The organism is Candidatus Falkowbacteria bacterium (assembly GCA_026396835.1).
In the GTDB taxonomy this organism is placed as follows: domain Bacteria; phylum Patescibacteriota; class Patescibacteriia; order Patescibacteriales; family Patescibacteriaceae; genus Patescibacterium.
On sequence record JAPLWA010000006.1, the window covers coordinates 1 to 12,087 of the forward strand.

Sequence of the window (12,087 nt, forward strand, 5' to 3'; positions counted from 1 at the left end):
CGTGTAATCCGTATTAGCAACTGGTGAAACAACTTGAGTTCCGCTGGTAGCAGTGCTATTAGTCCATGAAGCAGAGCAACTAGTAGAGTTTGTAGATGACCAAGTTAAGGTCGTAGAATCACCTTGGTTAATAGTCGCAGGTGAGGCAGAGAGAGAAGATACTGGTGGCGGAGTTACTTCGGTTAAAGTAAAGGCATTTAAATAAGCTGCTCCTGCTCCATCAGCCGGAGAAATAGTTATATCAATTGTTCCTCCTACTGTCGGAGCAATTCCTTTAGCCGTAAATGTATTTTGGAAATTTTGAAAAGCATTCAATGAACCTGACGCGGTATTTGATCCAGCGATTTGATAGTTCGAGGTAGACGCGGCGTTATAACCTGCTGTTCGTCCTATTGTAGAGCCCAGTAATTTGAAAGCGTACAGTTTTGATGTATTTAGATTACTTAAGCGAAGTGTGCTAGTAACACCAGAGGCGCTAACAAATCCTTGCCTCATGTAAGTATCAGGAAATGCTCCGGTGTTATTACTAGTAATAGAACCCTTTAAAGTGCCTCCGTCTAATTTGCTGCTAAAATTTTGAACGGTTCTAAGAGTTAGGCTAGTCACTACAGCATCAATTGTTTGAACATTTGATAGAGTAGGATCTGTTGTTAGCAATTTACTATATGTGTTCCAAACTCCACCACTAGTAGAAGCGTTCGTAAGGGCAAATTGAAATGTTCTTTCCGCGGCTGGAATAGCATCCAAACGATTTTGAAAAACCGTTTGTTCAGAGCCTGAAGGCAACAAATCGATCCATAATTGAGCTTTGTCTTTATCAGTTAACACTAAAGATTTTTCAGCAGTACTCAAAGCACTTTCAACATGCATATTCAGATTTCCTGAATAGTGTTCACCCCAATCAAGATTAATAAGCCCTGTCGCAGTATTGTGCGATGTGTAAGTAAATTCACCATCTGAATAGACAATTGAAGAAATAGGCGTATCAGCTTCGACTCTAAGCGACAAGGCTTTGCGCCTTAACGAGTCAGGAACATTAGTTGTATCTAGAGTAATAGTTAAAGTGCTTCCAGAAAGATTTTGACTTAAATCAGTCTTTTGATTGCTTAATAAATACTCGTAAACTTCCTGTTGACCAGCAACCCAAGCTGTATCATTTCCACTCTTTCCATAATTAGCTTCAATATGATCAACCACGGCTTTAAACTTTGTCCAATAAAAATTAGCTCCCATCGCACCAACTCCGTTGTAAACTCGATGTGTAAAAGCCTGGCGCCAGTAATTTGCTCCACCAGTACTAAACGAATACGTATTATCAGCATCAGCATAATAAACAGAATCAGCCGTTGGGTCCGGTCCAGTTGGACTAGAGTATAATTTTCGATACATTAAATAATCATCAAGGCCAGTTGGTGAAGAAATTAATGGATTAACATCGATCGCATTAACTCCGTGAGGCAATGTCACAGTAGAACCGCCAACAGAAAAAGTAGTTGATTGACTCATGACAGACCTAATGTTTGAATCAGCTAAAGCCGAATCAACATAAAGTTGATCACCTGAAGGTAGAGCAAATTGTGACATATCCTTTGATATACCAAGCTTAGCTTTAACCGTATTATTGTTTTGACTAATTTCGTATGGATAATCAATTGTTCTTGGACCACCGTTACCAGCTGGATAATTAATTATAGTATTAGCTGGACTTGGGGTGGCAATAGATTGCCAACCATGATTGATAACATCCCAACCATTATCATAAGAGTCTCGTAACTCTCCGTAGGTAATATTACCCGGAGTGTCATAGTGCAGGTCAGTAAAAGCCCCATTAACAGAATACCAGGCATAACCCGCTCTAAAAGGGACATCATTTCCAGCGCCGTCAGTGTAATACAATCCAGGATAAGGTAAGCTAGTACTCTGCACATCGACAATACCTCCGTTTAGGTAGCGGAAAGCATTCCTGTAAGCATCGCTTAAGCCATCATCGAACATCCATGAATAAGCAAAAGACTTACCATATTTTAATGGAAGCTTAGATGCTACGGCTGTTGTTGGAGGGCTAGAAAAATTAACTGTTATTGTCTTGGTGTTACTAGCATAGACGCTTGCTGGAACCATTTGTAAAAAAAGAGACAAAACAAGCAAATAGTTTACTACCTTAAATAGTTTCATATACTACAAATATAGCAAAAAACTAGGAAAAATCCTAGTTTTTTTAAAAATCATTAAAACAAGAAATCTATATTTTTGAAAGCAAAGCCGGCAAAAGTTTATCAATTTCTCCGCGCCCGCTTTTATGTCGATAATCAATCTCTACCAAACAATTTATAATGGTTTTCAAATAATCAAAACTAAAGCGTCTAACCTGATTAATATTTTTTTCTAAAACATAGGGGTGTAAACCAATCGAACCAGCTAAATCACGCGGCGTCGCCCCACTATCAAGCGCCTGACGAACTGAGGCTAAAATTTTATACTGCCACAACAGCATTGATAAAATATATTGCGAACTAACACCGCTATTAAATTGTTCTTCTAATAATTTCAAAGCTTGATCAGGCCGACGAGCTGCCAAAGCATCGGTTAAAGAAAAAATAGTTTCTGTAACCATATCAGCAGTTAATAACTTAACATCGTCCTCATTAATAATCGCCGTTTCATCCATGGCCACAGATTTTTTGAAAGCCGCTAATTTTTCTACCTCATTAGATAATTTCCATAAATCAGTTCCAGCAATCGAAACTAAATATTGGATGGTTTTAGGAGTGATGCTTGCACCACGATTCTTAGCAATGTCTGACAATAATTTTACAATTTGCGCTGGTGTTGGGCTAGCAAAAAATTGAACATGGCCATGCTTAAATAAAAAGTCCAATAATTTTTTTTCATCTTTTAAAACTGCACCAACTTTACCATCGGCCGTAATGCGGCCCAAAGCTTTTTTTACACCCTTTCCTTTTTCAGATAAATTAGGTTCATACAGTACTAAAATATTCTCATTATCTTTTTCTCTTTCTAAAAATTCATTTAATTCAGCTGCCAACTCCTTGCGTTTTGAAGAAAAAATATCTTCCACAATAATAAAGCGGCGCTTGGAAAAAAGTGACTGCGGTCTATAAGCATCAGACAGAGTTTCAATCTTTAACTTAGAACCTTCCAATTCTAAAAGACTGGTCTCGCCAGGGTCCACTTCGGCAATGAATTTTGCCTTTAATTGCTTAATTTTTTGCTTGGCCCGAAAGCTGTCAGGACCATAAAGAAAGAAGATCATAGTAGCGCTATTATAGCTTGTTATGAGTAGATTTTCAATGCTTTGATTGATATACTTAATTCATATGAAAAGCGTCCTAGATTTACATATTCACTCTAAATATTCTCGCGCTTGTAGCCCTCAACTGACCTTAAGTAATATTGAGGCAGCTTGTCGTATTAAAGGTATTGATATTATTGCGACTGGCGACTTTACTTATCCGGCTTGGTTTAAATCAATCGAAGAGGAGATTGAAGAAATTGGTAATTCTGGTTTGTATAAATTAAAATCAGCTAACGACTTTAAGGTTAAATTTATTCTATCAACCGAAGTAGCTTTAATTTATAAAGACGGCGGCAAGGCAAGACGAGTTCATATAATGATTACAGCACCAAACATTAAAGCGGTCAGAGAATTAAATAAACAGCTAGATGAAAACTTTAATATCCGCTCTGATGGCCGACCAATTTTAGGCATGTCTTGTCCTGATTTAGTGAAGCTTTGTTTAGCAATCGATCCAAAATTTTTAATCTACCCCGCACATATTTGGACGCCGTGGTTTTCCATGTTTGGCTCAAAATCTGGTTTTAATACTATTGAAGAATGTTTTCATGAACAAGCTAAACATATTTATGCTTATGAAACTGGTTTATCAAGTGACCCGGCCATGAACTGGCAAGTCTCGCAACTTGATAATTTGACTTTACTTTCTTCATCCGATGCTCATTCTCTGGCCAATCTTGCTCGCGAAGCTAATGTTTTTGATTTAAACGAGCAGCCAAGTTATGAGGAAATCTATAACATCATAAAAAATCACGACACAAAAAAGATTTTATATACCATAGAGTTTTGGCCCGAGGAAGGCATGTATCATTTTGATGGTCATCGCGATTGTAATATTAGTTTTAGTCCCAAAGAATCTAAAAAACATAAAAACATTTGCCCGGTTTGCGGTAAAGAATTAGTAATTGGAGTTTTGAATCGCGTTATGGAACTAGCTGGTCGAGAAGAAGGCATAAAACCCAAAAACGCCGTTACCTATAAACAAGCTGTTGAATTAGATAAAATAATTTGTGAAGCCATTGGCGTAAAAAGTCGTCAATCTACTAAAGTACAAGCAATTCATCATGACATGATAAAACAACTTGGCTCTGAATTAAAAATCTTACTGGATATTCCACTGGAAGATATGAAAGACAAAGCGCCAGCTGAAGTAATTGAAGGTATTAAAAGAATGCGCGCCAATAAACTATACGTTAAACCTGGCTTTGATGGTCAGTACGGCGTCGTTCAAATTTTTTCGCCTGGAGAAAAGAAGGCACGACAAAAAACTTTATTGTAAATTAAAAGGCTCAGATGAATTTTTCATCTGAGCCCACTTTTTAATAACTCCTTATTTTATCAAAATAATATAGAATCCAGTATAGAGTCCCGACTATATTTACCGCACTCCATAATATTGAAATAAATAGACCTACATTTCTCATTTTTATTTTTCCTTTTCTTAATATTTTTTGATTGTTTTTAATTTATGTAATTCTGGCTCAGACGAATTTATCATCTGAGCCAGATTTTATATCTTAATGTTTGAACATCGATTTAAATGTATACCAAAATAGTCGACCATTAAGAAATGCGCTCATCCATATAACATAAATATATAATGCTAAGAATAATATAAATGGCCAAAATATTATACAAGCAAACAGTATTGCATCTTTCATTCTTACCTTCCTTTTCTTAAATTTTAATTATTATTTAATTTATTTAAAAGAATAATCATAATTTGTTTGCCGTACTTAAATACAATTAAGGCAACAATAATTGAAATACAACAAGAAGCTAATTTAATTACTACTAATAACCAGACAGGCAAGATTGTTGCTAAATATCCAAAAGTTAATTCAACACCGAGCCATTTTGCCAGTAAAAAAATCGGCATTAAAAAACAAAATCCCCCTATTTGCACTGTTAACATATCTAATAATGACACATCTTCATATTTCTCAAAATTCTTAACATTTTCACTAACTTGATCAAAACTAAAATCTGACGTTTTCATTTAATTTTTCCTTTTCTGTTCTTATTAAGAACTCTTTAGTTTTTTTTGTTTTTTTTCACGAAATCTTCTAACATCGTTTCTATTTTTTCTAACATTTCTTTTTTTCCCTCATGCCTACCATTGTCGGACCAATAACCATAGTAATAGTTATTTCTAATAAGCCTCGAGAGACTACTTATATCTTTTCCTATCTTTTCAATTACGTCTTCTGGGTCGTATTCAATATATTTAGAGAATAATATTGTAATAAGCTCAGATTGTCCAAGGTTATAACCTTGATTTTTGATAACACCGACTAACGTAAGAATTATAACTATGAATACAAGTACTCCTATTATTACCAGAAGCTCCATTTTAACTCTCCTTTTTATGTCGTTATTTTAGGACACTTATTTAATTTTCAAATAACTTTTTTTATTATGGCTTTACTATACAACGAAAGTATGTTATTGTGAATACTGTCGACGAAACTCGACAAATGGATTAAAACCACACAAATATGCTAGAAAAAACACTGGAAAAGCTCGGGTTTAAAAAAGAACACACTGATGTCTACCTCTCTCTTTTAGAGAACGGGGTTATGTCAGCCGGCAATTTGGCCAAACGTTTAAACATTCCTAGAACTACTTTATATGGTTTATTGGAAGATTTAGCTCAAGGTGGGCTAATACTACAGAGCGAAAAAGACAATATTAAGCTTTGGCAGGCTGTTGATCCTGAAAATATCAAAAATTTGATCAATGACAGAATTAATTCACTCGAAAATACCCGAAGTGACTTTGACGGGATTCTAGAAAAATTAAAGTCATCTCAGAAAACGGACTTTATCAGCCCCAAATTTAATTACTTTGAAGGAGCTGAAGAGATGAGACGAATGTTAAAAAATGTTTTATTATATGATGACCTAGACACAGAACTATGTTGGCCAGCTAAAGATATGATTAAGGTTGTTGGCGAAGATTTTTTATTTGAATTCAATAAAAAGAGGGTTCGCAATAACATTAATATTCGAGTAATTTGGCCAATGGATAAGAGCGGTGATATCAAAAAAGATATATTTCTTGCTCCAGGCAAGGAAGTGAAGCGTGAAGTTAGGATTGCTCCTGAAGGTATTGATTTTTCAATGGGCTACTGGGCCTATGGCAATAAAGTTATCTTTATGTCATCTAAAAAAGAGAATTTTGGTTTTGTTGTTGAAAGTAAAGAACTAAGACAGCTTCTAAAAACTCAGTTTGAAATTCTCTGGAATATTTCTAAACCATTAACAGAAGACGAAGCAAGCAAAAAAGCGTTTATAAATAGCATGATGCGACCAACATTGATTAAATAATTTAAATATATGGCAAACGAACTAATCGATATATACGATGAAAACGGCAATTCACTAGGCATAACGAAGCTGCGCTCAGAGATACACAAAAATGGAGACTGGCATAAAACAGTCCATGTTTACGTAGTTAATCCGCAGGGTCAATATTTAATACATCTTAGATCACCATTTAAGGATTTACATCCAAGTCATTGGGGCACTAGATTCGGCGGGCATGTAATTGCCGGGGATGATTTTAAAAAAACTGTAATCAAGGAGCTAAAAGAAGAAATTGGACTAGACATTACACCCAATGATTTAATTGAAGGCCAAATTTCAAACTATAACAGTGCAAATAACAATGAAATAGTTAAATATTATTTTTATGATTTTGAAGGCGATATAAAAGATTTATCCTTTAATGACAATGAAGTCGTAGAAGTAAAGTGGTTAAGCCCAGAAGAAATTATAAATTCAATGGAAAAAGAAAGGGAAATTTGGGTAGGCGGACCTGATAAATTTAAAGAAATTAACGATTATTACAAGTCTAAAAAATAAATCAACTTTATATTTTACTTGTACACGCTGACGTCGTGCTGTATAATAAGTCTATAAACAAATATAAAATATGTTTCTATTTCTAAAAATAAAATCAAATAAAAATATTTACCGCGATTCTCTTTTGTCGCTCAGTAAACAAATTACTGACACTATTAAGAATGGAGCGTGGACAAATGCTGATAAAATTACTGGCCCTGTTAGGCAAGTAGTTATTAACGGAATGGGAGGATCAAATCTTGGTCCAGAAATTGCTCGTTCAATTTTCAGAGATGAATTAAATCTACCAATCATCATTGACCCTGGCTATGACATCGCTAGCTATGTTAATCGCGAAACTGTGTATATTGTCATGTCTTATTCTGGTACCACTGAAGAGCCGCTAGTTGCTTACTTAAAAGCTAAAAAGCGCGGCGCTCTTGTTATTGCCGTAACTGCTTCAGGCGACAATCCAATGGCACGACTAGCTATTAAACATGAAACTCCATTATTCCAATTTCCAACTACAGCTAATCCTTCAAATCAACCACGACTTGGCTTAGGCGCTGCCTTAACTGCTTTTATCATGGTTCTAAGTAAACTCGATATCATAAAGAAAAGTATTACTAAAGAGCTTTTAAAGAGCACTAAGAAATTAAATGCTAGCGGAAAAACTTTGGCTAATAACTTAAAAAGTCCGGCTCGGTTAATGGCTAAAAAAATAAAGAATCATGAAATCTTATTAGTTAGCGGACCACTATTTATTGGTAACCTAAAAACTTTGCGCAATCAATTATGCGAAAGTGCTAAAAACATGGCTGGCTATTTAGCTGTGTCTGACATGAACCACTTTGCGCTAGAAGGTTTACAATTTCCTAAAAATAATCCAAAGCGTTTAGTCGCTATCTTTTTTGAATCTAAATTAGACAATCCAAAAATCACTAAAAGACTAGAATTAACCAAAGAAGTCTTTAGGAAAAATAAGGTTTTAGTTATTAGTCACAAATTAGTCGGCAACAATACTTTAGAGCAAGGACTTGAGCTCTTGCAATTCAGTGGCTTTTTGTCTTATTATTTATCTATTAACAACCATGTTAATCCAATGGAGATTCCTTGGGTTGATTGGTTTAAACAGCAACTGGCTACGAAGTAGCCATCCCGTCGCATGACGGGATTTCAAAATTAATTACCCAACCCCGCCCACAAGCGGGGTTTTTATTATTAAGTGAAAAATATGAAACATAAAGGAGGGATGTTTTGTGCCATATTTATTATAGTTATAAGCACTTTAACTTATAGTTATTGTGCTCAAGCTGTTTCAAATGGCGACTTAGTTATTAGTAAAGTTCAAATTACCGGTGGAGTCGGTAAGACGAACCAGGACTATATTAGCATCTATAATAAATCTAACGCCGTAATTGACTTAAATGGTTTGCGCTTAGTTAAAAGAACCAAAACCGGCACTAGCGACACAAGTATTAAATCATGGGTTAACCCAACTTTATTAAATCCCGGCGACTATCACCTCTGGGCAAATAATAGCGATGGTTTTGCTGTTTCTCTAAATGCTCAATCAGACTCAAGTCAAACGATTGCTGATGATAATGGCGTTGCTATAAGAGAGGGCGCTGAAAATACTGGCACAATTATTGATAGTTTTGCCTGGGGCAGCGCTGCTAATATTTTTGTAGAAGGCGCACCTTATACAACGAACCATAGCGGCGGACAATTTTATGAAAGAATTAATAATCAAGACACTAATAACAATTTACTGGACTGGCAGATTAAAGATTATATAGCACCAGTTGTCTGCGGCAACTCTTTACTTGAGAGTGGCGAAACTTGTGATGATGGGAATGCTGTTTCTGGCGATGGTTGTTCTAATATGTGCCAAACTGAAACTAATACTACCGCAGCCGATGATATCGTCATCAATGAAATCGTCTCTGATGCGAGTGAAGAATGGATTGAGTTATATAGTAATAAAAATCAAGCTAGCTCAATCGATGGCTGGACAATTGAAGATGGTTCAGACAGCAAAACTTTATTAAGTGGCACAATTGATAGATGGCAAGTTATCTCAAAACCCAAAGGCGCGCTTAATAACTCTGGTGATATAATAATTTTAAAAAATAAAGATGGCGACACAATTGATTCAGTAACTTATGGTGATTGGGATGATGGTGATTTAAGTGATAATGCTCCGGCAGCTGACAACCCTTATTCTTTAGCTCGCAATAAAGATGGCGAAACAACTCATAATAACAAGAATGACTTTAGCATAACGAACACCATAACAAAGGCAGGCGCAAATATTATTACTAGTACGGTGGAAAATAATTCAAGTGAAACAGTTGTAGAAAATAATTATGATTATAGTAAAGATATAATTATTTCTGAAATTTTTCCAAATCCCAAGGGCATTGATAGCGAAGCCTTGAACGGAGAATTTATTGAACTCTTTAATAAAGGGCAGGCCATGGTTAATTTAAATGCCTGGCGCATTGAAGTCGGAGAAAGTGTCATGACAATTAACGCCAATATTTCAGCTGGAGAATATTTAAGTCTGAGTACAAAAAATATTTTACCATTAGCTAACGACGGCGCAACTGTAAAATTGTTCCAAGCACTAAAACAAACTAGCTATCAATCCGTGACTTATAAAAAAGCTTTAGAAGGCCAAAGCTATGCTTATTTTGATTTAGGTGCTTGGCAGTGGACAGCTCAAGCAACTCCGGCCAAGGCTAATTTTCTAGCCGCTCTACCCTCCGCTAGCTTTGAAATTTTGGACGACCCTGTCGTTAGTCAAACCGTAAGATTTGATAGCTCAGACAGCCTTATAAGCCCTAAAAACAGCTTTTATCAGTGGTCTTTTGGCGATGGCGGTAGCTCAAGTCTCTCTAATCCGACTCACAGCTTTTTGAAAGCTGGTAAAACAAAGGTTAGTCTAACAATCAAAAATGACTATGGCTCATCGACTATTTCCAAAACTATTAATGTCTTAAAAAATGAGACTGAGGCGATTGAGATAAATGACGAACAAACTACTAACGTCAATGTAGTAATTACAGATTTAATGGCTAATCCATTGGGCGCAGACTCTGATAAAGAATGGCTGAAGCTTAAAAACAATAGTGATGTCGCAGTTGATCTTAAGGGCTATAAAATAGTTGACTCGAATAATAAAACCATCGGAGCTTTTAAAGATTCATTTATTATTAAAACTGGCGAAGAAAAAATAGTTGATAATAAAATCCTGACTGGTTCATTGGGCAACACTAAACAAACTATTTCTTTACTTGATCCAAGCAATAAAATAGTTAGTACTCTGACTTATGATAAAAGTGAAGAAGGTAAATCATATCTTGAAAGTCAGTCGACAGAAAATTCGCTTAGCATCGCCTCGCTTGCAAAAAATAATTCTGAATTCACTACGGCAGGAACAGCGATTTGCTCACCTGGCTTATTTGGTAGTCAATATTTTTATTTTTTACCTGAACATGGTGAACCACTTTATGAAATCTATAATTCAAAAAAACTTTTTCCAAAAATTAAAGCTGGCGATCAACTTATTATAACCGGTGAATACTCAGAAACAGAAACTGGCCCTCGTCTTAAGACAAAAGATATAAATAATATTCAATTGATTGGTACCAATGAAATCATAGTGCCCGAATTAAGTACCAGCGCCGATCTAAAACAAGCGCCCTATCCACGCCTAGCCTTAGTTCAAGGTGAAATTGTTTCGAAAAAATATCCGCGAATTTATTTAGCTGATGAGACTGGCGAAATAGAACTATATTTATCAACTAACACTAAATTAAAAAGTAGTAATTTTAATATTGGTGATAAAATCTCTGTTTTTGGAGTTTTAAACTTAAGTGGGGGAACGCCGCGCTTACAGCCTCGCTCAGAAGATGACATTAAAAAAGTTGAGCAAACTGATTTTAGTGCGACTAGTGCCTCTAGTCCAAGCGATACTATAGCTAGTAATCTAGATAGTAGTAAAACTTCTTCTAAACAAGTAATTTTTTATTATTTAATCGCAGGCGGGGTTATTGCTTTGGGTGGCCTAATATATTTCTTATATAAAAAATAACCCCGCTACACGAATGTAACGGGGATACAGTATTGAGGAATTTAACGACCTGAGAAAATATATCTACTCTTTAGAGGTTCGCATGGTATGTCGGGGACAAAAGAATGAACTCTCTTATCTTCATTTGGGCTTCTGGGTGATTGTAAATAATCAGCCCACATATCAGACTTAGTATGATTTAACTTTATGCCTAAATGATTATAAGCAATTAAATTAATTCTTTTTATCTTGTTATAAATCTTGTCTCTGTCTCTCTTTGGCTTTAACGAACAATTACGTTCTTGCATAAAGGCCAGAGTTAAAGCATACTGCAAAGCTTCTTGCGTAGTTGGAGGTCTGTGAAAGACATTATTACGTAAGTATTTTATAGCTTCAGTGTTTAATGCTATGCGACGCAAGAAAGCAATAAAATGATCTCCGTGATAATGCTCCGGATTTTTAGCCAAATTAGCACGATCAAGACTTATCATACTGATTGTATCCAACCTGCCCGGTGGTACTAAAAAATTACAATGCGGGCAAGGCACACCAATAACGTTCTTATTTCTCATTATTTTCCTTTCGATTAAGGGTTTATAAAAGGGCTTTATTTAACTCATTTAAACACATAAAAGAGACAAAGTCAATAGTAAAATAGGGTAACAAAAAACACCGATGCTAAAAAACATTGTCCTGGCGCTGGCCTACTTTCCCGGAGCTTGGACGGCTCGAGTATCATCGGCGCTGAAAGGCTTAACTTCTGTGTTCGGGATGAGAACAGGTGTGACCCTTTCGCTTGGAGCACCAAGACGATGCTTTCTAACATCGGTGCTTGAGTATAAAAAATA

10 protein-coding genes and 1 rRNA gene are annotated in these 12,087 nt (G+C 35.7%); 5 read left to right on the forward strand and 6 right to left on the reverse strand.

The genetic code is table 11. From position 1 onward, the window contains the following. Both NTY12_05015 and holA read right to left on the reverse strand, forming a co-directional pair. On the reverse strand, nt 1-2,175 hold a 2,175-nt coding region (locus NTY12_05015; protein ID MCX6793348.1), incomplete at its 3' end, for a hypothetical protein. Between the two features lie 67 nt (nt 2,176-2,242). Further along, nucleotides 2,243-3,274, reverse strand: a complete 1,032-nt coding sequence (gene holA / locus NTY12_05020; GenBank protein ID MCX6793349.1) for a DNA polymerase III subunit delta — start codon at nt 3,272-3,274, stop codon at nt 2,243-2,245. A gap of 64 nt (nt 3,275-3,338) precedes the next feature. Here holA and NTY12_05025 point away from each other — a divergent pair, with 64 nt between their 5' ends. Further along, nucleotides 3,339-4,595, forward strand: coding sequence for an endonuclease Q family protein (locus tag NTY12_05025; GenBank protein MCX6793350.1), 1,257 nt, complete (start codon nt 3,339-3,341; stop codon nt 4,593-4,595). Nucleotides 4,596-5,000: 405 nt separating this feature from the next. Here NTY12_05025 and NTY12_05030 read toward each other — a convergent pair whose 3' ends face one another. Next, nucleotides 5,001-5,315 (reverse strand): hypothetical protein, encoded by a 315-nt coding sequence (locus NTY12_05030; protein ID MCX6793351.1) that lies wholly within the window; start codon nt 5,313-5,315, stop codon nt 5,001-5,003. 35 nt (nt 5,316-5,350) lie between these two features. Further along, nucleotides 5,351-5,668, reverse strand: coding sequence for a hypothetical protein (locus NTY12_05035; GenBank protein MCX6793352.1), 318 nt, complete (start codon nt 5,666-5,668; stop codon nt 5,351-5,353). Nucleotides 5,669-5,814: 146 nt separating this feature from the next. Here NTY12_05035 and NTY12_05040 point away from each other — a divergent pair, with 146 nt between their 5' ends. From NTY12_05040 to NTY12_05055, 4 genes are all read left to right on the forward strand, one after another. Beyond that, the gene (locus NTY12_05040; GenBank protein MCX6793353.1) at nt 5,815-6,645 is read left to right on the forward strand and encodes a helix-turn-helix domain-containing protein; all 831 of its coding nucleotides are present in this window, start codon (nt 5,815-5,817) and stop codon (nt 6,643-6,645) included. Nucleotides 6,646-6,654: 9 nt separating this feature from the next. Then, entirely contained in the window at nt 6,655-7,182 is a 528-nt protein-coding gene (locus NTY12_05045) for an NUDIX domain-containing protein (protein MCX6793354.1), read from the forward strand. A 70-nt stretch (nt 7,183-7,252) separates the two neighbouring features. Beyond that, on the forward strand, nt 7,253-8,314 hold the full coding sequence (locus NTY12_05050) for an SIS domain-containing protein (GenBank protein MCX6793355.1): 1,062 nt from the start codon (nt 7,253-7,255) through the stop codon (nt 8,312-8,314). A gap of 81 nt (nt 8,315-8,395) precedes the next feature. Next, complete coding sequence (locus NTY12_05055) at nt 8,396-11,260, forward strand: lamin tail domain-containing protein (GenBank protein MCX6793356.1); 2,865 nt, start codon at nt 8,396-8,398, stop codon at nt 11,258-11,260. A gap of 41 nt (nt 11,261-11,301) precedes the next feature. On the opposite strand, the gene NTY12_05060 is transcribed toward NTY12_05055, so the two are convergent. Together NTY12_05060 and rrf are read right to left on the reverse strand one after the other, a co-directional pair. Next, nucleotides 11,302-11,811, reverse strand: a complete 510-nt coding sequence (locus tag NTY12_05060; GenBank protein MCX6793357.1) for a hypothetical protein — start codon at nt 11,809-11,811, stop codon at nt 11,302-11,304. Nucleotides 11,812-11,930: 119 nt separating this feature from the next. Next, nucleotides 11,931-12,048, reverse strand: a 5S ribosomal RNA gene (gene rrf / locus NTY12_05065). Between the last annotated feature and the right edge of the window lie 39 nt (nt 12,049-12,087).

Coding starts and splice junctions, on each gene's coding strand:
- holA (MCX6793349.1), bottom strand. CDS start 3,274: ATGATCTTCTTTCTTTATGGTCCTGACAGCTTTCGGGCCAAGCAAAAA.
- NTY12_05025 (MCX6793350.1), top strand. CDS start 3,339: ATGAAAAGCGTCCTAGATTTACATATTCACTCTAAATATTCTCGCGCT.
- NTY12_05030 (MCX6793351.1), bottom strand. CDS start 5,315: ATGAAAACGTCAGATTTTAGTTTTGATCAAGTTAGTGAAAATGTTAAG.
- NTY12_05035 (MCX6793352.1), bottom strand. CDS start 5,668: ATGGAGCTTCTGGTAATAATAGGAGTACTTGTATTCATAGTTATAATT.
- NTY12_05040 (MCX6793353.1), top strand. CDS start 5,815: ATGCTAGAAAAAACACTGGAAAAGCTCGGGTTTAAAAAAGAACACACT.
- NTY12_05045 (MCX6793354.1), top strand. CDS start 6,655: ATGGCAAACGAACTAATCGATATATACGATGAAAACGGCAATTCACTA.
- NTY12_05050 (MCX6793355.1), top strand. CDS start 7,253: ATGTTTCTATTTCTAAAAATAAAATCAAATAAAAATATTTACCGCGAT.
- NTY12_05055 (MCX6793356.1), top strand. CDS start 8,396: ATGAAACATAAAGGAGGGATGTTTTGTGCCATATTTATTATAGTTATA.
- NTY12_05060 (MCX6793357.1), bottom strand. CDS start 11,811: ATGAGAAATAAGAACGTTATTGGTGTGCCTTGCCCGCATTGTAATTTT.